At 64.3% G+C, this 21054-nt stretch carries 20 protein-coding genes; 12 read left to right on the top strand and 8 right to left on the bottom strand.

Features of this window, described 5'->3' with window-relative positions; all coding sequences use genetic code 11:
• Nucleotides 1-75: 75 nt before the first annotated feature.
• Complete coding sequence (locus QFZ40_RS17495) at nucleotides 76-1209, top strand: acyl-CoA dehydrogenase family protein (protein ID WP_306905929.1); 1134 nt, start codon at nucleotides 76-78, stop codon at nucleotides 1207-1209.
• A 7-nt stretch (nucleotides 1210-1216) separates the two neighbouring features.
• Here QFZ40_RS17495 and QFZ40_RS17490 read toward each other — a convergent pair whose 3' ends face one another.
• The 5 genes from QFZ40_RS17490 to QFZ40_RS17470 all read right to left on the bottom strand — a co-directional run bounded on the left by QFZ40_RS17490 (nucleotide 1217) and on the right by QFZ40_RS17470 (nucleotide 4722).
• Nucleotides 1217-1537 (bottom strand): DUF6221 family protein, encoded by a 321-nt coding sequence (locus QFZ40_RS17490; RefSeq protein WP_306905928.1) that lies wholly within the window; start codon nucleotides 1535-1537, stop codon nucleotides 1217-1219.
• A 94-nt stretch (nucleotides 1538-1631) separates the two neighbouring features.
• Complete coding sequence (locus tag QFZ40_RS17485) at nucleotides 1632-1835, bottom strand: cold-shock protein (RefSeq protein ID WP_013599688.1); 204 nt, start codon at nucleotides 1833-1835, stop codon at nucleotides 1632-1634.
• Between the two features lie 191 nt (nucleotides 1836-2026).
• Nucleotides 2027-3211 (bottom strand): acetyl-CoA acetyltransferase, encoded by a 1185-nt coding sequence (locus QFZ40_RS17480; RefSeq protein WP_306905924.1) that lies wholly within the window; start codon nucleotides 3209-3211, stop codon nucleotides 2027-2029.
• Entirely contained in the window at nucleotides 3208-3912 is a 705-nt protein-coding gene (locus QFZ40_RS17475) for a CoA transferase subunit B (protein WP_306905923.1), read from the bottom strand. Before QFZ40_RS17475 ends, QFZ40_RS17480 begins: the two co-directional genes overlap by 4 nt.
• A gap of 78 nt (nucleotides 3913-3990) precedes the next feature.
• Nucleotides 3991-4722, bottom strand: a complete 732-nt coding sequence (locus tag QFZ40_RS17470; RefSeq protein ID WP_306905922.1) for a CoA transferase subunit A — start codon at nucleotides 4720-4722, stop codon at nucleotides 3991-3993.
• Nucleotides 4723-4906: 184 nt separating this feature from the next.
• On the opposite strand from QFZ40_RS17470, the gene QFZ40_RS17465 reads away from it, so the two are divergent.
• Entirely contained in the window at nucleotides 4907-5686 is a 780-nt protein-coding gene (locus QFZ40_RS17465) for an IclR family transcriptional regulator (protein ID WP_306905921.1), read from the top strand.
• 16 nt (nucleotides 5687-5702) lie between these two features.
• Here the strand turns inward: QFZ40_RS17465 and QFZ40_RS17460 are convergent, their stop codons facing one another.
• From QFZ40_RS17460 to QFZ40_RS17450, 3 genes are all read right to left on the bottom strand, one after another.
• Nucleotides 5703-6059, bottom strand: a complete 357-nt coding sequence (locus tag QFZ40_RS17460; protein ID WP_306905920.1) for a DUF5655 domain-containing protein — start codon at nucleotides 6057-6059, stop codon at nucleotides 5703-5705.
• Between the two features lie 23 nt (nucleotides 6060-6082).
• On the bottom strand, nucleotides 6083-6937 hold the full coding sequence (gene nadE / locus QFZ40_RS17455) for an ammonia-dependent NAD(+) synthetase (protein ID WP_306905919.1): 855 nt from the start codon (nucleotides 6935-6937) through the stop codon (nucleotides 6083-6085).
• 104 nt (nucleotides 6938-7041) lie between these two features.
• Nucleotides 7042-8028 (bottom strand): LacI family DNA-binding transcriptional regulator, encoded by a 987-nt coding sequence (locus QFZ40_RS17450; protein WP_306906980.1) that lies wholly within the window; start codon nucleotides 8026-8028, stop codon nucleotides 7042-7044.
• A gap of 287 nt (nucleotides 8029-8315) precedes the next feature.
• Between QFZ40_RS17450 and QFZ40_RS17445 the strand changes: the two genes are divergently transcribed.
• From QFZ40_RS17445 to QFZ40_RS17400, 10 genes are all read left to right on the top strand, one after another.
• Nucleotides 8316-9677 (top strand): ABC transporter substrate-binding protein, encoded by a 1362-nt coding sequence (locus tag QFZ40_RS17445; RefSeq protein WP_306905918.1) that lies wholly within the window; start codon nucleotides 8316-8318, stop codon nucleotides 9675-9677.
• 6 nt (nucleotides 9678-9683) lie between these two features.
• Nucleotides 9684-10694 (top strand): carbohydrate ABC transporter permease, encoded by a 1011-nt coding sequence (locus QFZ40_RS17440; RefSeq protein ID WP_306905916.1) that lies wholly within the window; start codon nucleotides 9684-9686, stop codon nucleotides 10692-10694.
• A complete protein-coding gene (locus QFZ40_RS17435) occupies nucleotides 10691-11614 on the top strand; it encodes a carbohydrate ABC transporter permease (protein WP_306905915.1) in 924 nt (307 codons plus the stop codon). The genes QFZ40_RS17440 and QFZ40_RS17435 overlap by 4 nt, the downstream gene beginning before the upstream one ends.
• A gap of 2 nt (nucleotides 11615-11616) precedes the next feature.
• The gene (locus QFZ40_RS17430; protein WP_306905913.1) at nucleotides 11617-12465 is read left to right on the top strand and encodes a sugar phosphate isomerase/epimerase family protein; all 849 of its coding nucleotides are present in this window, start codon (nucleotides 11617-11619) and stop codon (nucleotides 12463-12465) included.
• The gene (locus tag QFZ40_RS17425; RefSeq protein WP_306905912.1) at nucleotides 12462-13628 is read left to right on the top strand and encodes a Gfo/Idh/MocA family protein; all 1167 of its coding nucleotides are present in this window, start codon (nucleotides 12462-12464) and stop codon (nucleotides 13626-13628) included. The genes QFZ40_RS17430 and QFZ40_RS17425 overlap by 4 nt, the downstream gene beginning before the upstream one ends.
• A gap of 4 nt (nucleotides 13629-13632) precedes the next feature.
• Nucleotides 13633-14538 carry a sugar phosphate isomerase/epimerase family protein gene (locus QFZ40_RS17420; protein ID WP_306905911.1) on the top strand — a complete coding sequence of 302 codons (906 nt, stop codon included), beginning with the start codon at nucleotides 13633-13635 and terminating at the stop codon, nucleotides 14536-14538.
• A gap of 4 nt (nucleotides 14539-14542) precedes the next feature.
• Nucleotides 14543-15946: a glucuronate isomerase gene (uxaC, locus tag QFZ40_RS17415; protein WP_306905909.1), complete on the top strand. Its 1404-nt coding sequence runs from the start codon at nucleotides 14543-14545 to the stop codon at nucleotides 15944-15946.
• Nucleotides 15946-17406, top strand: coding sequence for a mannitol dehydrogenase family protein (locus QFZ40_RS17410; RefSeq protein WP_306905908.1), 1461 nt, complete (start codon nucleotides 15946-15948; stop codon nucleotides 17404-17406). The genes uxaC and QFZ40_RS17410 overlap by 1 nt, the downstream gene beginning before the upstream one ends.
• 5 nt (nucleotides 17407-17411) lie before the next feature.
• The gene (gene manD, locus QFZ40_RS17405; RefSeq protein WP_306905907.1) at nucleotides 17412-18641 is read left to right on the top strand and encodes a D-mannonate dehydratase ManD; all 1230 of its coding nucleotides are present in this window, start codon (nucleotides 17412-17414) and stop codon (nucleotides 18639-18641) included.
• Between the two features lie 68 nt (nucleotides 18642-18709).
• Complete coding sequence (locus QFZ40_RS17400) at nucleotides 18710-21028, top strand: gluconokinase, GntK/IdnK-type (protein WP_306906977.1); 2319 nt, start codon at nucleotides 18710-18712, stop codon at nucleotides 21026-21028.
• The last annotated feature ends 26 nt before the right edge of the window (nucleotides 21029-21054 follow it).

Genomic DNA, 21054 nt, shown 5'->3' with positions numbered 1-21054 from the left:
CCAGCAGCTTTGAATACTGCGCCTCAGGAAAATCCTGCACCGGAGGCTGGGCCGCCGTTTCCCGATGCTGACCTGATGTATATCGTGGACCTCCTGCTGGAACCCGAGCGGCAGCGCTACCTGGACATCCGGAACTTCCTCCAGTCCTCGGTGCGGCAGCCGTCCATTGACTATTGGAACCGCGAGGAATTCCCGTTCGGGCTGCTCGCGGAGATGGGCAAGCGCGGCCTGGGCGGACTGCAGACTGACGGCAGCTCCAAGCTCTTCAAGGGCCTGATGTACGTGGAGGTGGCCCGGGCTGATGTGTCCCTCTCCGCCCTGGTGGGGATCCACAACGAACTCATCGTGGGCATGATCAACGAGCTCGGGTCGGAGGAGCAGAAACAGCGCTGGCTTCCGGGCCTGACCGCTTTTACCCAGCTGGGTGCCTTCGCCCTCACTGAACCGGATCATGGTTCGGATATCGCCGGCGGTCTCGAAACGTCCGCCCGGCTGGAGAACGGCGAGTGGGTGATCAATGGCGCCAAACGCTGGATCGGTGCAGGGACAATCGCCGACTTCGCACTGGTGTGGGCCCGCGATGAGGCGGACCTGCAGATCAAGGGTTTCATTGTGGAGACGGACCGTCCGGGCTACACGGCCACCAAAATCCCCAACAAAATCGGCCTGCGGATCATGCAGAATGCGGACATCGCGCTGGACGACGTCCGGATCCCGGAATCCAACCTCCTGCCCGGGGCGACAGACTTTTCCAAGGCCAACCATCTGCTGAGGGATTCCCGCGCATGGGTTGGCTGGCAAGGTGCCGGTATCCAGCTGGCCGCGTTCGACGTCGCCCGTTCCTATTCTTTGGAGCGCCGGCAGTTCGGCAAGGAACTGGCTCGATTTCAGCTCATCCAGCAGCAGCTGGCCGAAATGCTGGGGAACGCGTCAGCATCGCTGGCGCTAATGGCCCAGTTGGCCCGGATCCAGGAGGACGGCAAGCTGGAAATGGTCCAGGCCGCCATGGCCAAGGCCACCTGCACCAGGCTGGCCCGGGCCTCCGTGGCGATGGGCAGGTCACTCCTTGGCGGAAACGGGATCAGTTCCGACTACGAGATGGGCAAGCTCTTCGGTGATGCCGAGATCCTCTATACCTATGAAGGAAGCTACGAGATCAATTCACTGATCGTCGGCCGTGCCGTCACAGGGAAATCGGCCTTCGTCTAGTCAGCGATCATGAGGACAGGGTCCAGGAGGTCTGGTAGTCGGCATGCCTTTTGTAGGGCAGCGTGAGTGCCTTCAGCACCAGATCCGTCCAGTGCAGGCCCTGGGCCGCGCTTCCAGTGACTGCGTCACCCGTCTCGAGCAGGCTGGCCAGTGCCGCCTGCCGGGCTGCCCCCACGAGTTCCACCACGGCACGTTTCGACTGGGCTTCCAGGAGCAGCCGTTCCTCGTACCAGCGCTCGGACTCAGACAGCAGGGGCCTGCCGAGCAGCTCGCTGGACTTCTGCACGTCTTCGCCGATCCGTGCGAGCAGGAAGTCCACAATGTCCATGGCGCCACACTACCCAGAAACGGCCCCGCTGGTGTCCAGCAGGGCCGTTCCGGTTGATGAGCTGGCCGGTTGTTGCCGGCCATAATTCTTAGCTTTAGAGCGGACGGATATTCTCTGCCTGAGGGCCCTTGGGACCCTGGGTCACATCGAATTCGACCTTCTGGTTCTCGTCCAGCGAGCGGTAGCCGCTGCTTGCGATTGCCGAGTAGTGGGCGAAAACGTCGGCCGACCCGTCATCCGGGGCAATGAAGCCAAAACCCTTTTCGGCGTTGAACCATTTAACTGTGCCTGTTGCCATGCTGCATTCCTTCGTGTGACTCTGATTTTGCTCCGCCTGCGCAGGGGCCTGCGGCGCGGAGAACTTCTTCCGCTGTCCCCAACGTACGGGGCCTGCGGCTCAGGGGCAAGGGCAGGGAGGCACTAATTGCGGAGCCAAAGCCCGCTTGGCCTGATTTCAGCCGGGTTGGCCGGGCCCTGAAACCACTTCGCCTACGCTGCTTCAAGGATGCTGACGTAGTTGGCAATGCCGACGCCTCCCATGTTCTGGACTGCTGCGCGCCGCGGGCTGTTAAGCTGCATGCCGCCAGCGGTACCGGTCAGCTGCATGGCGGCAATGACGTGCTGGGAAACGCCAGTGGCACCTACCGGGTGGCCCTTTGCCTTGAGTCCGCCGGAGACGTTGATGGGCAGTTTGCCGTCTCTAAATACCCAGCCTTCCTCTATGGCGCGGCCTCCCTGGCCGGATTCGGTCAGTCCCATGGCCTCGTACATCAGCAGCTCCGCGATGGTGAAGCAGTCATGGACTTCTGCGAAGTCCAGATCCTCAAGCCCGACGCCGGCCATCGCCAATGCGCGCTCCCACGAGACCCGCGTGGCGGCAAAGGCGGTGGGATCCCGCCGGTCGGCGGGGAAAAAGTCATTCGCCTGGCCGATTCCGGCGAGCCGCACGGGCGCAGTTGCCCCGCCGGTCGGTGACACGGACAGCACGACGGCTGCGGCGCCGTCGGACACGGGGGAGCAGTCGGTTCGCCGAAGCGGGTCAGCCACCATGGGGTTTTTGTCTGAGACCGTCCGGCAGAACTCCTCGCCAAGGTCTTTGCGGAGCTGGGCGTAGGGGTTGTCCACACCGTTGCGGTGGTTTTTCGCCGCGATGGTGCCGAGGATGTCTGACACCGGTCCGTAACGCTTCTCATAGTGTCTGGCGACGTCGGCAAATAGGCCGGTGAAACCAGTGGTGGATGTGTGGCCGGCCATGTCGTAATCGGCGCCCAGCAGAGCGGCTCCGACGACGTCCGCGCCGGCGTGCGTCATTTTCTCGGCACCGATCACAAGTACAGTCCTGGCCGTGCCGGCGAGCAGGGACTTGGTGCCTTGCTGGAATGCGGCGGACCCGGAAGCGCAGGCGTTCTCCACTCGGGTGGCCGGAACGTTGGCCAGCTCCGGTGATACCTGCAGGGCCAGCGATGAGGGGAAAGCCAGGGGCATCATGCCCGAGTTGAACTGGCCCAGGTAGATCTCCTCGATCTGGCCGGGCTCGATGCCGGCGCGGCTGATGGCCTCCGTGGCAACCTGCACGATCAGCGACTCGAGCGTCTCCTCCGTGAGCTTTCCGAACCGGCTGTGGCCCCATCCGGTGAGGAGGACGTCTTTTCCAAACTGTTCTTTCAGGCTCATGCTGTGGCTCCTTCGAGGGCGGGGGCATGGTTGCTTTCCAGGGCGACGGCGAACTCCGCCTCGGTCTTCCCGCGGACCTCGTCGATGGTGACCCCCGGCGCGAGGCGGTTGAGCGTGAGCCGCCGCCCGTCGTCGTCGTTTTCTCCTTTTTCGTTCCTCACCAGGTCAAAGACCGCGAGGTCGCTGATGATCCGGTCCACGCAGCTGAGCCCCGTGAGCGGAAGCGTACATTCGGGAACGATTTTGGCGGTGCCGTCCTTGGCGTTGTGTTCAGTGAGGACCACGACGCGCGGTGTCCCGGCTACCAGGTCCATGGCGCCGCCCATGCCCTTGACCATCTTGCCGGGGATGGTCCAGTTGGCCAGGTCGCCGTTGCCCGAGACCTGCATGGCACCCAGGATCGCTACTTTGACGTGGCCGCCGCGGATCATCCCGAAGGAAGTCGCCGAATCGAAAATGCTCCCGCCAGGCAGGACCGTGACGGTCTGCTTGCCGGCGTTGATGAGGTCCGCATCCTCCTCGCCCTCATACGGGAACGGACCCATGCCGAGCAGGCCGTTCTCGCTCTGCAGGACCACGCGGACGCCGTCGGGCAGGTTATTCGCGACCAGCGTGGGGATGCCGATGCCCAGGTTCACGTAATCGCCGTCGTTCAGTTCTTCGGCCGCGATGGCAGCCATTTCATCCCTGGTCCAGGCCATGGGGTTCTCCTTGTGTTTGAGGCGGGGCTTCGGTCTCCGTTAGTGCCGCCGTTCGTGCGTGCGTGGGTGCGTGGGGCGTCAGGCGGGTACTGCTGCTGATTCTGCACGTGCGGGTCGGGGGCGGACGGTCCTCTGTTCGATGTCCTTGATCCGGGGACGGGCCTGGACCACGCGCTGGACGTAGACGCCAGGCGTCACGATGTTGTTGGGATCGAGCTCCCCTGCATCCACAACCACCTCGGCCTCGGCAATGGTTACCTTTGCCGCGGTGGCCACCACGGGATTGAAGTTCCGGGCGGTATAGCGATAGATGAGGTTCCCGTCCGTGTCCGCCGTGTGGGCATGGACGAGGGCGACGTCGGCCAGGATGGCGCGCTCCTGCACGTACGTCTCGCCGTCGAAGACTGCGTGCGGTTTGCCTTCGGCCACCAGGGTTCCCACCCCGGTCTTGGTGTAAAAGGCGGGGATGCCGGCGCCGCCGGCACGGAGGCGCTCGGCAAGGGTGCCCTGCGGTGTGAACTCCACCTCAAGCTGTCCGGCGAGGTACTGCGCCGCGAAGAGCTTGTTTTCGCCCACGTAGGACGCAATAACCTTGCGGACCTGGCCGGCTTCGATCAGGATTCCGAGGCCTTTGCCGTCCACGCCCATGTTGTTCGAGACGACTGTCAGGTCCCGCACGCCCGACTCGCGGACGGCTTCGATCAGGTCCGCGGGGATTCCGCTCAGGCCAAATCCGCCGACCGCAAGGGTTATCCCGTCCCGAAGTACATCCTGCAGGGCCTCGGAAGTACAGGATTTCAGTTTGGACATGTGGTCTCCTCGTTGAGCCTTGGTCTTCCTAGGCCGTCCACTTTATGGACTAAAGCGTCTGAATTTGGAGCGTACGGGAGCCAAACTTTCGCTGTCAAGGCCAAAGTTACCCCTCGTTTTCAATGTTTTACAGTGTGGACGGTAGAGTTGGCGGTGTCCACAATATGGATGATTGGAGCAGTGAATGAATCAATTTCCGGTTCAGGGAGCGCAGGTCGTCAGCCGCATTGCCGCCTTGTTGCGTATCGTTGGCCGCAAGCCCGAGGGGAGCCCGCTCGTTGAACTGGTCCGGAGTTCAGGGCTGACCCGGCCCACAGTCCACCGGCTCCTGACCTCGTTGGCATCCGAAGGACTGCTTGACCATGACGCCCGCACCGGCAACTGGGTCCTGGGGCCGGAGATCCTCCTGATGGGCTCCGTGGCATCCGCACGGTTCCCGCTGGAGGAGATCGCCCGGCCAAGCCTCCGCCGGCTTGCTGAGGAGACCGGCGAAAGCGCCTTCTTCTCTGTCCGACGCGGGGCTGAAACTGTCTGCCTGCTGCGCGAAGAGGGAAGCTTTCCCGTCCGGTCCTTCGTGCTGCATGAGGGTGTCCGCTTCCCGTTGGGCGTCGCCTCGGCGGGGACCGCGATCATGGCCTTCCTGGCTGACGACGAACAGGAGCAGTTGCTGGACAACTGGCCTGCCCACGCCGGGCAGTTCGCGGAAGCCCACACGGAAGCGGTCGTCCGGGCCAACCTGGCCGCGACCCGCCGGACCGGGTATTCGGTGAACCCCGGCCTGGTGCTGGAAGGCAGCTGGGGGATGGGTGCCGCCGTCTTCGATTCCGCCGGCCGTCCCGGATGGGCGCTTTCGCTCACCGGCATCGAACCGCGCTTTCGCGAGGACCGCCAAGAGGCCCTGGGGAAGCTGCTGATGGAGGAGGCCCACCGGATCACTGTCCAGCTGGGCGGCCCGGGCAAATAGCTGTAGTCGCCGGAGCCTAGCGGGTCCCGGTGCCCACGGTGTCATGTGCTTCTACCAGCCACGCTGCGATGTCCCCGTCCAGCTGGCCGGCATTGCTGAACGTAAACCGGTGCGTGTAGACCTTCCTGGTCGTGGGAAATTTCTGCAGCAGCGCAGGGTGGTCCACTTGCCGCGACAGGTCTATGGCCACTTCCAGCCGGCCGGAGAGAATGAACGCCGCGGCAAAGACGCGCCGGTCCGCCCACGCCACCTCCGTGCGGTGAACCCGCTCCTCGCACTCTCCTGCGGTGAGTACCAGTGCACGGAACCGGCGGAAAAGTTCGACGGCGGCAGGCGGCTTTCCGGCGAGGTAGATGTCGACGTCGTGGGTCATGGACGTCGTGGTTTCATGCCCGCTTAGAGGCCGACCCTGGGCTCCTCTGGGCCTTCATGCTGCCACCAGGTGTCGAAGATGGTGACCGGAACAGTGCGCTTGTGGCGGGTGCGGAGGTATTTTTGCTCGATCAGCTCGGCGGCGGCTTCGGGAATCTCGCGCCCTTCGAGGTAATCGTCAATCTGGTCATAGCTCAGGCCCAGCTCATCCTCATCGGTGCGGCCGGGCGTGCCATCCAGGAGGTCGGCCGTGGGCACCTTTTCCCAGACCCGGGCGGGAGCGCCGAGCTCGGCCAGCAGCTCACGGTTCTGGCGCTTGTTCAGGCCGAACAGCGGAAGGATGTCCGCGCCGCCGTCGCCGTATTTGGTGAAGAATCCCGTGACGGATTCCGCCCCGTGGTCCGTGCCAATCACCAGGTAGTTGTATTCGCCGGCGATGGCATACTGGGCCGTCATGCGGGCGCGGGCCTTCGTGTTTCCTTTGTGGAAATCGGAGATGGAGGCTCCGGCAGTCTTTTCGAACTCATCCTCGAAGCCGTCCACGGCGGCCGAGATGTTGAACGTCCACTCCGTCTTGGGCTGGATGAAGTCCAAGGCAGCCTGGGCGTCGTCCTCGTCGTGCTGGATGCCGTAGGGCAGCCGCACGGCAATGAAGTTCGCCGGCACGCCCTCGGCCTCCAGTTCCTCCACCGCCAGCTGCGCCAGCCGTCCGGCCAGGGACGAATCCAGACCGCCGGAAATGCCCAGGACAAAGCCCTTGGTCTGGGTGGCCTTGAGATAGTCCTTGAGGAATGTAATGCGCTTGCGCACCTCCCCGACGGGGTCGATCCGGGGCTGCACGCCCATTTCTTCGATGATGGTGGCCTGGAGTTCGCGCATGTCACATAGCCTAGCCAGCAGTGTCAACACCGCTCAACTGTGTCCACTGCCCGCCATGCCATGGAATCAATTGCCCGGTCTGTCTGAGGTGTCTGGCTAAGGGGTCAGGCGGGGGCCGGGCCCGTGGAGGCGCGGATGGTCAGATGAGTGGGCATGATGGCAAGCTTGCGGCTGGACCGGCCGGGAGTGGGATTCAGCTGCGAGAGCAGCATGGACACCGCCACCCTTCCTGCCTGCTCGATGGGGCTGGCGATCGTGGTCAACGGCGGGTTGCAGAAGTCCGCGCCGAAGATGTCATCAGAGCCGACGATGCTCATGTCCTCAGGGACGCGCATGCCCCGTTCACGCAGCCGCTGGAGCATGCCGATGGCCAGCAGATCGTTGAACACAATGCAGGCCGTTGCTCCCGTTCGGACTGCGGCGTCGGCTGCGGCCGCACCGGAGGTGGTCTTCGGGACGTAGGGCCCGATCCGGTGCGTTTCCATGCCACGCCGCGTGGAGTCTTCCTCGAAGATCTTCCAACGGGCCTGGTTGGACCATGAGGTAGGCGGACCGCTGACATAGCAGACGCGGTGATGACCGAGGGAGGAGAGGTGTTCCAGCGCCTGGACGATGGCCGACGGCGTGTCGATCACCACGGTGGGCGCGCTCGCGGACGCCCTGTTGATGGTCACCAGCGGCTGGGTTCCGGAAACCTCGGCCAGCTGGGCATCAGTAAGCCTCGAGGCGGCAAGGATGAAGCCGTCGGCGGACCGGCGCATCTTGTGCAGCGCATCAAGCTCCATCTCGTTGGACTCCTCCGTGTCCACCAGGAGCTGCGTGACGCCGGCCGCCTTGAGCTGGTGCTGGGTTCCCCGGATGATGTCGAAGTAGAACGGGTTGGTGATGTCGGGGACCAGTACGGCCACGGCATTGGTGCGTCCCGAACTGAGCCCCCGGGCCTGCGAGCTGGGGACGTAATTCAGCTGTGCGGCCACTTCCTCGATGCGCTGCCGGGTGCGCGGGTTGACCCGTTCGGGTTTGGAGAGTGCCCGGGACACGGTAGAGGTGGCAACGCCCGCCAGTCTCGCCACGTCGCGGATCGTGGGCATCCGGTCGCCGGGTGTGCCACTGTGCCCTGTGGCTGCGTTTTCCGCATTCGCCGCTGCCTCAGCCATGGACCAGCCCTTTCTTTGATTTGCGTCGGATTCACTTGGAAGCCCGTTGCTCGAGGGACTTTGCCCGGGGACATCCTCCACTCATCATCAGACCACGCATGGCAATTTTTGGCAACCGCTTGCCGCATTGTTGCAGCTTCCCTAAACTGGTTTTCGAATCGCCTGCAGTGATGACCGCCACATGCCGTTGTGGCCATGTGGGTGTTCTAGAGGAGAAAACAATGAGGTTTAGATCGTCTACCGGGCTTGCAGCAATCGTCACCGCCGCAGCACTCGCCCTCACCGCCTGCGGTTCCGGCTCGGGAAGCACTGGCGGCTCCACAAGCTCCGACGGCAAGGTGGACGGAACGGGCAAGACCCTCAACGTCCTTACCGGTGTCCTCCCCCAGTACCCCGAACAGCAGAAGCAATGGCAAGCCGACATCGCTGCCAAGTTCAAAGCTCAGACCGGGGCCGATGTGAAGTTTGAAACCTTCGCCTCAGCAAACGATGAGCTCACCCGAATCCAGACCTCCGTAGTTTCGGGCCAGGGTCCGGACATCTATGGACTCGGCACCACGTTCACTCCCACCGCCTACGCCACCAAGGCCTTCGTGACCCTGTCCGATGATGATTGGAAGAAGGTTGGCGGCAAGGACCGCTTCAACCAGGCGGCCCTAGGTATCTCCGGTCCCGACAAGGATCACCAGGCAGGCATCCCCTTCGTCAGTCGGCCCTTTGTGATGGCCTACAACAAGGATCTCCTGGCCGCCGCAGGCATCGACAAGCCAGCCACCAGTTGGGATGAGCTTGCGGCGCAGGCGAAGAAAATGACCAAGGACGGCGTCTACGGCATTGCCACCGGCTACAAGGACAACTTCGATCCCTGGAAGTTCATCTGGGCCATGGCTGTCCAGGCCGGCAACCCCCTCGTGGACGGAAACAAGCTCAAGATGGATGACCCCACGGTCAAGAAGGCCTACCAGACCTACTTCGGCTGGCTGACCAACGACAAGGTCGTGGACCCCGCCTCCGTCGGCTGGAGCAACAGCAACGCGGTGGCAGCATTCGCCAGCGGCAAAGCAGGCTATCTGATGATGACGACGTCAAGCTCCGTTCCGACGCTGAGCACTTCAGCCGTGGCCGGCAAGTTCGCGTACGCCCTGATGCCCACCACCCCTCCCGGCGAATCCAGCCCGAAGGGTGACGGCGGCAACGCCGCCAGCATCCTTTCCGGTGACAACCTGGTTGTGGCCGACTACTCCAAGCAGAAGGATCTCGCATTCGCCTACATCAAGCTGATCACGTCCAAGGACGAGCAGCTCAACTACCAAAAGACCTTCGGCGACCTCCCGGCCAACGCTGAGGCCTTGGCCAGCCTGACCGATCCCGTACTCAAGCCCATTGCCGATGCCGCAGCCAAGTCCAAGGCGACACCGTTCACTGGAGCCTGGGGAGACATCCAGCTCGGCCTGCTGAACGTCACGGTCCAGTCGATTCCGGACCTGTCCAAGGGCAGCATCGATGAATCGGCCCTCGAAACAAGGATCAAGGACGCCCAGACCAAGGGCCAGGCATCCCTTGACCGGGCATCCAAAGGATAAGTTCTGATGTCTACAGACGCTTCCAACGAAGTCCGGCTGGCGGCGGAGTCCGCCGCCAGCCGGACCTCACGGACCACGTCCTCCGTGACAGGTCCACCTGCCGGCGAGGAAAACGGGCGCCGCAAGGGCCTGAGCGAACGCAACCGCCCCCTGTGGATGCTCATCCCAGGCGGAACCCTGATGCTGATCATCATCGTGGTTCCGCTGATCCTGGGCATCTACATGTCCACCCTCAACCTGGACCAGTACACCCTGCGCCGATGGATCAGTTCACCCTTCATCGGCGTTGAGAACTTCGTCGAAGCAGTCACGTCATCGCCGCTGCTTCACGCGGTCTGGTTGAGCGTCAGCTACTCGCTGCTCGCCATGGTTGTCACGCTTCCACTGGGGATCGCCGCGGCCGTAGCCACGCAGAACGCGTTCAAAGGACGCGCAGTGGTGCGGTCCATCTTCCTTATTCCCTATGTGCTTCCCTCGTTTGTGGTCGCCACCGTCTGGCGCACCATGTTCCAGCCTGACGGCATCGTTGACAGGGGACTGGGCCTGGTGGGCATCCACACGGGACTCTGGCTCAACGGCCCCCAGACATTCTGGACCCTGGTACTGGTCCAGATCTGGGCATCCTGGCCGTTCATCTACCTCCTCGCACTGTCCGGCCTGCAGTCCGTGGACCATGAGGTCCACGAGGCCTCGGCCCTGGACGGCGCCCTGTGGTGGAACAAGCTCCGGTACGTGATCTTCCCTTACCTGAAGGGACCCCTCTCGCTCGCCTTCCTGATCGGCATGCTGCACCACATCAACAACTTCACCCTTCCCTACGTGCTGTTCGGAGTCCCGGCACCATCCGACGTCGAAGTGCTCCCCATCCTTACCTACGTCACGAGTTTCCAAAGCTTCCGCTTTGGCCTCAGCGCGGCCATGGCATTCATCTCCCTGGTGCTGATCGCCATCCCGCTGTTTGTTTACCTCCGCGCGGTCAAGCTTGACGACGCCGAGTCACCTGGAGCCAAGAAATGACTACCACCACCGCCACCAGGGCGCGCGAAGCCGCCGCCGCTGTCCCCCGTCCCGGGTCCGCCCGGCAACACGAAGTGACAAGGCTCCTGCCTCGTCCGCTACTCGCCATCATCCTGGTGTTCCTGGGCGCCCTGGTCCTGATCCCCGTCCTGTATATCTTCCTGGCCTCGGTCAACTCAGACATCGGCGTGGCAAACGGCGAGTTCTGGCCCTCCACCGTCACGTTCGAGAACTACTCCAGTATCTGGACCAGTGTTGGCCTGGCCACAGGCCTGACCAACAGCGTCCTGGTGGCAGGAGCAACGGCAATTGTCTCAGCGGCCATGTCGGTGTCCACGGCTTTTGTCCTGGTGCGCTACAGCTTCCGCGGCCGCCTCACCATCCTGCGCGGACTCCTCGCACTGCAGTCCGTGCCCGGCACGCTCATGGTGCTCCCGGTGTTTGTGCTGTTTTCCTCGGCCGCGACGTACCTGGGCATCCAGGTGATCGGGACGCAATGGGGCTTGTTCGTCACCTACCTGACCTTCGCGATGCCCTTCTCCACGTGGGTCATGGTCACCTACCTGCGCGGCCTGCCCCGCGAACTGGAAGAGGCAGCGCGGATCGACGGTGCCAGCAACGTGGGTGTCCTCTTCCGGATCATCCTGCCGCTGAGCTGGCCGGGCATCGTGGTCTCGGGCATCTTCGCCTTCCTGCTGGGCTGGAATGACGTGCTGTTCGCGTCCGTCATGACCCGTCCGGAAAGCCAGACCGCCGCTGTGGCGCTGCAGATCTTCGGCGCCTCCCAGGAAGGCGGGGCCATTCCGTACTACGGCCAGATGATGGCCGCGGCCCTGGTCTGCGCGGCACCGGTGGTCATTCTTTACCTGATATTCCAGCGTTACCTAGTTGGCGGGCTGACCGCCGGAGGAGTTAAATAACCATGGTTTCAACCACCCAGTCCGCGTGGCTGCTGTCAGGCTTCGGGGACGAGATCGACGACGACCCGGCAGTCCAGATCGCGGTGCTGCAGGCCCTTGGTGCCAACTACATCGAGGTGCGCAGCGCGTGGGGCACCAATGTCGTTGACCTCTCGGACGACCAGCTGCACGCACTCGCCCGGCTGCTCTCCGAAAAGGGGATGAAGGTGTCAGCCATCGCCTCGCCCATCGGCAAGGTTGACGTCAGCCTCCCGGTGGACCACGAGGTGGAACGCCTCCGCCGGGCCGCCCGCGCAGCCAAGATCCTCGACGCGAAGTACATCCGCATCTTCTCCTTCTATTACGGCGAAACAGTGGCCGTGGACAGCATCCGCGACGACGTCATCGAGCGGATGCGCGCCCTGGCCGCCGTCGCGGAGGAAGAAGGCGTGGTCCTGCTGCACGAGAACGAAAAGGACATCTTCGGAGACGTTCCGGACCGGGTGCTGGACATCATCGAAACCGTGAGCTCCCCGGCCCTGAAAGTGGCGTGGGACGCCGCCAACTTCGTCCAGGTCGGCGTGAAGCCCTTTGACGAGGCCTATGCGAAACTTCGCCCCCACCTGGAGTACCTGCAGGTCAAGGACGCGCTTTTCGCGAACGGACACGTTGTTCCCGCAGGGGAGGGCGACGGCGATGTGCTGCGAACGGTGGAGGCCCTGAAAGCGGATGGTTACAGCGGCTTCGCGTCGCTTGAGCCGCACCTGGCCGGCGCGCACGGCCTCGGCGGATTCTCCGGCCCCACGGCGTTCGGCATTGCGGCACGGGCATTTGCAAAGGTAACGGCGGAAGCAGGAGTCCAGACAGCATGAGTGACTCCCTGAACGTGGCCATCACCGGGTGCGGCGTCATCGGACGCACCCACGCCGTGGCCATCCATGAATTCCCCGAGGCCAGCATCGTCGCCCTGGTTGACGTCATTCCTGATGCCGCAGAGGCCCTGGCCGACTTCATCGAGAAGAGCGGACGCCCCCGGCCATCTGTCTTCACCAGCCTCGAGGACGCTTTCGCCGCCACCGACATCCACCTCGTGGCACTGGCAACGCCCAGCGGGCTGCACATCCGGCAAGGCCTCGAAGTACTTGCAGCCGGCAAACACGTGGTGATTGAAAAGCCGCTGGACGTCGATCTGGGCCGGGCGCAGGAGATCGAGGCGGCGGCGGCGGAAGCCGCACGCCGCGGCGTCGTTGCCTCGGTGATCAGCCAGCACAGGTTTGACCGGTCCAGCGTGGCCGTTGCCGATGCTGTGGCCACGGGCCGCTTCGGCCGGCTAACCTCGGCCATCGCCTCAGTGGCCTGGTGGCGCGGGCAGGGCTACTACGATTCCGGCGACTGGCGCGGTACGTGGACGATGGACGGCGGCGGAGCGCTGATGAACCAGGGTGTCCACACGGTTGACCTGCTGTTGTGGTTCATGGGACGGCCGGTCGAGATCCACGCGCACACGGCGCGCCTTGCCCACGAGCGGATCGAGGTTGAGGACACTGCGGTGGCGACCGTGACGTTTGAGAACGGCGGCCTGGCCGTGCTGCATGCCACCACAGCCGCCTATCCCGGGCTCACTGTCCGGGTGCAGCTGATGGGCTCGGAAGGCTCCGCGGTGGTGGACAACGACCAGTTGCAGTATTTCCACTCCAAGGACGCCGGCGGGGACTCTGCCGACATGGGACTGCAGGGCGGGGGCAACCAGGCCGACGCGGAACTGGCCAAGTACCCCGAAGAGGACTATGAGGCCAAGGACCCCACTGTTTACCCGGCAGGACACATCCGCCAGTACCGGGACATCTTCGGTGCGATCGCCGAAGGCCGCCAGCCGGGAGTGAAGGTCAGCGATGCCGTCAATGCCCTCGCCACCGTGCGTGCAGTCTACGTTTCGGCCACCCTGAACGAGGCAGTCCTGTTCGACGACGTCCTGGCCGGCAAGTACAACGACCTCGAAGTCCGCACGGGCGGCACCCGGACAGAAAGCATCTGACGTCATGAAATTCTCAGTATTCACGGCCTCCACGCCCGACTGGACCCCCGAGGAGGCCGTCACCGCGCTGGCCGGGCAGGGGTGGGACGGCGTCGAATGGCGGGTCACCGACCAGGCAGACGCACCTGAACCTGGCTTCTGGGCCGGCAACAGGGCGTCCATCCCGCTGACGGGCCTTGAAGGCAACATCGGGCACATTGCGGCCATCACCCGACGGGCAGGCTTGGAGATCTCCGGCATCGGAGGCTATGCGCGCTGCGACAACCGCGAGGACGTCGAACGCATGCTGGCGGCAACGGCCGCCCTGGAGGCCGGCCAGGTCCGGGTGACGACGCCGGCGCTAGGCACCGCCGTCTGGGGTGACCAGGAGCCGAGCGGCACCCCGTACCCTGTCCTGTTCGAGGCAGCCCGCCGAGACTTCGAGTGGGTCGCTGACCGGGCCGCCCACCACGGCATCAAGGCACTGGTCGAACTGCACCACCGCACCATCACAGCCTCGGCATCATCAGCCCGGCGCCTGCTGGAGGGACTGGATCCGCAGCATGTGGGAGTCATCCATGACCTTGGCAATCTTCTCATCGAGGGGCAGGAGGACTACCTTCCGGCCTTTGAACTGCTGGGGGAGTACTTGGCACACATCCACGTCAAGAACGCAGTATGGGTCCGCACCGAGGAGACCGATGCTTCCGGAGCGGCCGTCTTCCGGAACGAATGGGCGCCGTTGAAGACCGGCCAGGCAAGCGTCCTGGAATACTTCAAGGCCCTGGCTGCCTTTGGCTACGACGGCTGGGTAACCGTGGAGGACTTTTCCACCGAGCTTCCGCTGGCCGAACGTACGGCCGGAAACCTGGAGTACCTGCGCAGCACGGCGGCCCTCGCCGGGCTCACCGCAGGGGCAGGGGCGCGCTGAACACATGGAACAGCCGATAGCAGCCCACCCGGACCGGCTTCTCCCGGCGGATCCCGGCGTGCGCGCGATAGCCCGCTCACTGTACTCCGCCGTCGAGGGGCTTCCCATCATCTCCCCGCACGGCCACGTGGATGCCGCGGTCATCGAACAGAACCTGCCGTTCCCTGATCCTGCGGCATTGCTTGTCACCCCCGACCACTATGTAACCCGGCTGATCCATGCCAACGGGGTCCCGCTGAACCAGCTGGGCCTGGGCGGTTCGACAATGGATCCGCGGCAGGTCTGGCGAAACTTCTGCCAGGCGTGGCCCGCCTTCGAGGGCACCGCGTCAGGCTACTGGATCCGGCAGGAATTCGAGCATGTCTTCGGAGTGCACGAAGAGCCCACGGCTGAAAATTCGGACCGGATCTTCGACGCCGTCTCGGCCAGGCTGGCCGAACCCGGCTTCCGGCCGCGGGAGCTGTTCAAGGAATTCAATATCGAAGTCCTGGCCACCACCGATGACCCCCTGGACTCCCTCGAAAGCCACGCGGCGCTGGCCGCCGATCCGGCATTTGCCAGCCGCGTCCTGCCGACATTCCGTCCCGACCAGTACCTGAATATTGCCCATCCGGCCTGGAACGAGAACGTGGAACGCCTGCTGGCCGCCGCCGGCGGGGGTGCTTCAGGATACGCCGGCTACATCGGCGCCCTCGAAGCCCGGCGCCGGCACTTCGTGGACAACGGTGCCGTTTCCGCCGATCATGGCGTCCGGACTCCGGCCACCCTCAAACTGGACGACGCCGACGCCGCGCGGCTTTTCGAGCGCGCCCGGGCCGGCGACGCCACTCCTGAGGACCGCGAGGCCTTCGAAGCCCACATGATGTACCAGATGGCCAGGATGTCCGTGGAGGACGGGCTGGTGATGACGATCCATCCAGGTTCGTACCGGAACCACCACCGGCCCACGTTTGAGGAGTTCGGAGCGGACACAGGCCATGACATTCCGTTCGCCGTGACCTACACCGAGGCGATCAGGCCGCTTCTGGAGGACTTCGGCACGGCCAAGGACTTCCACCTGGTGCTGTTCACCCTGGACGAGACTGTGTTTTCCCGGGAACTGGCACCGCTGGCAGGGTTCTACCCGTCCGTCTTTATCGGCGCGCCCTGGTGGTTCCTCGACGCGCCGGACGCCATGCTGCGCTTCCGCTCCTCGGTCACCGAGACAGCAGGTTTCTCGCGCTCGTCGGGCTTCATCGACGACACCCGGGCATTTTGCTCCATACCGGCCCGCCACGACACTTCCCGCCGGATCGAGTCCGCATTCCTGGCCCGGCTCGTGGCCGAACACCGCATCAGCGAAGAACGTGCCCACGAGCTCATCGTCGACATCGTGGATTCGTCCCCGCGCAGAGTGTTCAAGCTGTGATGGACATCCAGGTGCCCGCGCTGGACAGGACCCTCAGGCCCCTGCCCACGGCGCCCATACGGATCGTCCACCTTGGCCTGGGCGCCTTTCACCGTTCACATCAGGCCTGGTACACCCAGCACTCCCCGGACGCCGCGGACTGGGGGATCGCAGCCTTCACCGGCAGACGGCCGGACGCGGCCACTGCACTTGCAGCGCAGGACGGCCTCTACACGCTGATTGAGCGGTCGGGCAACGAAGACACCTTCGAAGTGATCGGCAGTATCGTCGAAGCAGTGGACGGCGCGGACGTAGGACGCCTTTGCGAACTGGTCTCAGCCCCGGCAACCGCCATGGTCACCCTGACGATTACGGAGGCCGCCTACGGCCTGGCCTCCGATGGCACCTTCGACCGTTCTTCGGCCGGCATGGCCGGTGACCTTGCGCTGCTGGCCGGCGGTACCGGAGGCACCGGCACAGGAGGAACACCCACGACGCCGCTTGGCCGGCTGGTCCTGGCCCTCGCCGCCCGCAGGGATGCCGGGTCCGGCCCGCTCGCCGTCGTCAGTTGCGACAACCTGTCGGGGAACGGCGAGGTTGCCCGACGCGCAGTCGTGGGCATGGCGGAGGCCTGGAAGCCGGACCTGGCGGCCTGGATCGGGAAAAACGTCAGTTTCGTCAGCACGTCCGTGGACCGGATCACCCCGCGGACCACCGAAGCCGATGTCGCCGAAGTGGAAGACCGGTGCGGCTACCGCGACAGCTCCCCGGTGGTTGCCGAGCCCTTCAGCGACTGGGTATTGAGCGGTGACTTTCCGGCCGGCCGGCCACGCTGGGAGGAAGCCGGTGCCGTCGTCGTGGATGACATCGAACCGTACGAAAACCGCAAGCTCTGGCTCCTGAACGGCGCCCATTCGCTCCTGGCCTATGCCGGACAGCTGCGCGGACACACCACGGTGGCTGAAGCGCTTGAGGATCCGGTCTGCCGGGAGGCCGTGGAGGCCTTCTGGGATGAGGCATCCGCCCATCTGCAGGGCGAAGATCTCCACATCCCCGAGTACCGCGAAGCCCTCCGCGGCAGGTTCGGGAACAGGCGGATAGCCCACCACCTTTCGCAGATCGCGGCGGACGGCACCACTAAACTCCGGATGCGGGCACTGCCGGTCCTGGCCGCCGAAAGGTCCCGGGGCCGATCCGGTGCGGGCAGCGCCCTGATGCTGGCTGCCTGGATCGACTATGTGGGCCAACAGGATTCGCTGCAGGATCCGCTGGCCACCGCCATCCGGAAGGCGAACGATTCTGCAGGACCTGCAGGCTCTGCCAGGGTGGCCGCCCTCTTGGGCCTCGTCAGTCCCCAATTGTCGGATGACCCCGAAATCGTGTCGTTGGTGGCTGCCCTTTGCGGCACCCTCGCCACGGAAACCACAGGCCGTACGTCCACCCCCTCCGCACCGCACCTGATTCCCGGAAGGAACAGCTGAAGTTCATGAAGATCGTCGCAGCAGAAGTATTCGTCACCAGCCCGTCCCGCAACTTCGTGACACTCAGGATCACCACGGAGGACGGTGTGACAGGCATCGGTGACGCCACCCTTAACGGCCGTGAGCTTGCAGTGGCCGCGTACCTGAAGGAGCATGTGGCACAGCTGCTGATAGGCAAGGACCCGCACCGGATCGAGGATACCTGGCAGTTCTTGTACCGCAGCGCATACTGGCGCCGCGGGCCGGTGACCATGGCAGCCATCGCCGCCGTGGACATGGCCTTGTGGGACATCAAGGGCAAGCTGGCAGGAATGCCCGTCTACCAGCTCCTGGGCGGTGCCTCACGGAACGGATTGCGTGCCTACGGTCACGCCTCCGGCGCGGACATCCCCTCGCTCTTCGATTCCGTCCGGGAGCACCTGGAACTGGGCTACAAGTCCATCCGGATCCAGACAGCCATCCCCGGGATCAAGGCGCTTTACGGAGTGGCGGCCCAGGCGCAGGCGTCCGGTGAACGCTATGACTACGAGCCCGCGGGCCGCGGTGCCTTTCCGATGGAGGAGGACTGGGACACGCGGGCCTACCTGCGGCACCTGCCCACCGTTTTCGAAGCGGTCCGGAATGAGTTCGGGCCGGAAATTCCCCTTCTGCACGACGGCCACCACAGGATGACGCCGATCCAGGCCGCAAAACTCGGCAAGGCCTTGGAGCCGTATGACCTGTTCTGGCTGGAGGACTGCACCCCGGCTGAGAACCAGGAAGCCCTGCGCCTGGTCCGCCAGCACACCACCACCCCGCTGGCCATCGGCGAAATCTTTAACACCGTGTACGACTACCAGAGCATCATCAAAGAACAGCTGATCGATTACGTCCGGGCCGCTTCCACCCACTTCGGGGGCATCTCCCCACTGAAGAAGGTCATGGATTACGCAGCGCAGTACCAGATAAAGTCCGGCTTCCACGGACCCACTGATATCTCCCCTGTCGGGTTCGCCGCTCAGCTGCACGTCGGACTGGCTATCCATAACTACGGGATCCAGGAATACATGCAGCACTCGGACAAGACCAATGAGGTCTTCGAGCAGTCCATGACGTTTGTGGATGGATACCTGCACCCGGGAGACAAGCCCGGCATCGGCGTCGAGTTCAACGAGGAAGCCGCAGCAGCGTTCCCCTACCAGCAGGCCTACCTGCCCTACAACCGCCTGGTGGACGGAACGGTGCATGACTGGTGACTGCCAGCGAACAGCCCGGCCGCCAGGAATCCGCCCGGGCAGGCGGTGACAAGCTCCGCATTGTCGTCATGGGTGTCTCGGGCTGCGGCAAGACCACCATCGGCGAGCTCGTGGCCCGCGGACTGGGGCTGCCCTTCCTCGACGGCGATTCCCTCCACCCGGTGGAAAACGTGGCCAAGATGGCTGCCGGCACGCCCCTGACGGACGAGGACCGCTGGCCGTGGCTCGCTATTGTGGGCTCCGAGCTCGCCGCTGCGGGCGACGGCGGCCTGGTCCTCGCCTGTTCGGCCCTGCGCCGCAGCTATCGGGACGCCATCCGGGCCCAGGCCCCGGACACGGTTTTCCTGCACCTGCACGGCAGCAAGGAGGTGCTGGGGGCCCGAATTGAGGGCAGGACCGGGCATTTCATGCCGCCTTCGCTGCTGGAATCCCAGCTGGCAACACTGGAGCCGCTCGAAGCGGACGAGGCAGGCATTGTGGTGGACATTGCTGCCCCTGTTGAAGCCGTCGTGGCGGCGGCACTCACCCGCCTCGCCGGTATCACCGCCGGCCGCGGCAGTTCAGTGGAGGCACAGCCGGCACTGCCTGCCCAGCCCGTCGAGCCGGCCCGGCCGGCCGCATCCGGTGATTACCCCGGAGCCCGGCAGTCCGACGTCGACCTTCAGTCCGCGCCCTTCAGCCTCGACGACGCCGCTGTCGCGTGGGTGGAGTCCACCCTCGGCTCGATGACGCTCGAGGAGAAGATCGGACAGCTGTTTATCAACCACAACAACGACTACTCCCCGCAGTACCTTGACGGGATCCTGGGGAACTATCACGTGGGCGGAATGCGCTACCGCCCCGGCCCGTCCGACGCGGTACAGGAGCATATCCGGTACGCCCAAGCGAAAAGCCGGGTGCCGCTGCTGATAGCGTCCAACCCGGAAATGGGCGGCGCCGGAAGCAGCGACGACGGCACGTTCGTTTGCACGCACCTTCAGGCGGGCTCGCACCCGGACAAGTCCATCGCCCGGCAAATGGGGCAGGTCGCCGGAGTGGAGACTGCTGCGCTTGGCTGTAACTGGGCGTTCGCCCCGATCGTGGACATCCACTACAACTGGCGGAACACTGTCATCTCCACCCGCTCCTTCGGCAACACGCCTGAGATTGTGGTGGAGCGGGCCAAGGAATACTTCGACGGGATCAGCGAATCGCGAACTGTCTGCGCCATAAAGCACTTCCCCGGAGACGGCATTGATGAACGTGACCAGCACGTGGTCACGTCCTACAACACCCTTGGCTACGAGGAATGGAACCGGACCTACGGTCACGTATACCGGGAACTGATCGGCCACGGCGTGCAGTCCATCATGATCGGCCACATCGGCGCGCCGGAACTTTCCCGGCACTTCCGTCCCGGCATGACCGACAAGGATATCCTGCCGGCCACCCTGTCTCCGGAGCTGCTCCTGGACCTGCTTCGGGGCGAGCTCGGCTTCAACGGGCTTATCCTCACTGACGCGTCGCAAATGCTCGGCCTGACCCAGGCCATGAAGCGCAAGGACCTGGTCCCCGCCACCATCGCCGCCGGCTGCGACATGTTCCTGTTCTTCCGCAACCCTGCAGAGGACTTCCGGTACATGATGGAGGGCTACAAATCCGGCGTTATCACGGAGCACCGGCTGCACAACGCCGTGCGCCGCATCCTGGCGCTGAAGGCCACCCTGGGCCTGCACGCTGTGCCGAGGGAGGAACTGGTGCCTCCTTCAGAAGCCCTTGCCGTCATCGGAAGTGAGGCACACCATGCCGTCGCGGCCGGGATAGCGGACAAGACTGTCACCCTGGTGAAGGACACCGCCAACAACCTGCCGATTACCCCGGAAACGCATCACCGCATCCGCCTGTACGGCGTCTCCGGAGGCTCCCACTTCACACGGGCGGACCCGCTGGCCTACCTGGACATCGTCAAGGACGAGCTGGAGCAGGCAGGCTTCGAGGTGCACCTGTTCCGGACGGCGGAGCAGCGTGAAGCCGCAGGGGAGACCGGAGTCAACTTCATGTCCGTCATCTCTGAGGAAGCCACGGGTGACTACGCGGAAAAGTACGATGCGGCGTTTGTCTTTGCCAATGTCAAAGGCTTTGCCCAGGAGGCCGCCATCCGGATCAAGTGGTCGTCTCCCATGGCGGCGGAAATCCCCTGGTACGCCACGGAAGTACCAACCGTCTTCGTTTCGCTGAACCAGCCCAACCACTTGATCGACGTTCCGATGGTCCGGACGGCCATCCATGCCCACGCCGGAACACGCGAGGCCATCCGCGCCGCCGTTGACAAAATCCAGGGCAAGTCCGCATTCCAGGGGACGTTCAACGAGAATGTCTTCTGCGATTCCTTCGATACCAGGCTCTAGCACCGTCCCGGGCGTAGCGTAGGGGC

The organism is Arthrobacter pascens (assembly GCF_030816475.1).
GTDB classification, from domain to species: Bacteria; Actinomycetota; Actinomycetes; order Actinomycetales; family Micrococcaceae; genus Arthrobacter; species Arthrobacter pascens_B.
Note: the sequence above shows the minus strand (reverse complement) of the source record. Positions and strands in the feature narration are given on the sequence as shown.

Coding starts and splice junctions, on each gene's coding strand:
- QFZ40_RS17465 (WP_306905921.1), top strand. CDS start 4,907: ATGAATCAATTTCCGGTTCAGGGAGCGCAGGTCGTCAGCCGCATTGCC.
- QFZ40_RS17495 (WP_306905929.1), top strand. CDS start 76: ATGTATATCGTGGACCTCCTGCTGGAACCCGAGCGGCAGCGCTACCTG.
- uxaC (WP_306905909.1), top strand. CDS start 14,543: ATGGAACAGCCGATAGCAGCCCACCCGGACCGGCTTCTCCCGGCGGAT.
- nadE (WP_306905919.1), bottom strand. CDS start 6,937: ATGCGCGAACTCCAGGCCACCATCATCGAAGAAATGGGCGTGCAGCCC.
- QFZ40_RS17420 (WP_306905911.1), top strand. CDS start 13,633: ATGAAATTCTCAGTATTCACGGCCTCCACGCCCGACTGGACCCCCGAG.
- QFZ40_RS17400 (WP_306906977.1), top strand. CDS start 18,710: ATGGGTGTCTCGGGCTGCGGCAAGACCACCATCGGCGAGCTCGTGGCC.
- QFZ40_RS17490 (WP_306905928.1), bottom strand. CDS start 1,537: ATGGACATTGTGGACTTCCTGCTCGCACGGATCGGCGAAGACGTGCAG.
- QFZ40_RS17435 (WP_306905915.1), top strand. CDS start 10,691: ATGACTACCACCACCGCCACCAGGGCGCGCGAAGCCGCCGCCGCTGTC.
- QFZ40_RS17445 (WP_306905918.1), top strand. CDS start 8,316: ATGAGGTTTAGATCGTCTACCGGGCTTGCAGCAATCGTCACCGCCGCA.
- QFZ40_RS17425 (WP_306905912.1), top strand. CDS start 12,462: ATGAGTGACTCCCTGAACGTGGCCATCACCGGGTGCGGCGTCATCGGA.
- manD (WP_306905907.1), top strand. CDS start 17,412: ATGAAGATCGTCGCAGCAGAAGTATTCGTCACCAGCCCGTCCCGCAAC.
- QFZ40_RS17470 (WP_306905922.1), bottom strand. CDS start 4,722: ATGTCCAAACTGAAATCCTGTACTTCCGAGGCCCTGCAGGATGTACTT.
- QFZ40_RS17450 (WP_306906980.1), bottom strand. CDS start 8,028: ATGCCCACGATCCGCGACGTGGCGAGACTGGCGGGCGTTGCCACCTCT.
- QFZ40_RS17460 (WP_306905920.1), bottom strand. CDS start 6,059: ATGACCCACGACGTCGACATCTACCTCGCCGGAAAGCCGCCTGCCGCC.
- QFZ40_RS17430 (WP_306905913.1), top strand. CDS start 11,617: ATGGTTTCAACCACCCAGTCCGCGTGGCTGCTGTCAGGCTTCGGGGAC.
- QFZ40_RS17475 (WP_306905923.1), bottom strand. CDS start 3,912: ATGGCCTGGACCAGGGATGAAATGGCTGCCATCGCGGCCGAAGAACTG.
- QFZ40_RS17440 (WP_306905916.1), top strand. CDS start 9,684: ATGTCTACAGACGCTTCCAACGAAGTCCGGCTGGCGGCGGAGTCCGCC.
- QFZ40_RS17480 (WP_306905924.1), bottom strand. CDS start 3,211: ATGAGCCTGAAAGAACAGTTTGGAAAAGACGTCCTCCTCACCGGATGG.
- QFZ40_RS17485 (WP_013599688.1), bottom strand. CDS start 1,835: ATGGCAACAGGCACAGTTAAATGGTTCAACGCCGAAAAGGGTTTTGGC.
- QFZ40_RS17410 (WP_306905908.1), top strand. CDS start 15,946: ATGGACATCCAGGTGCCCGCGCTGGACAGGACCCTCAGGCCCCTGCCC.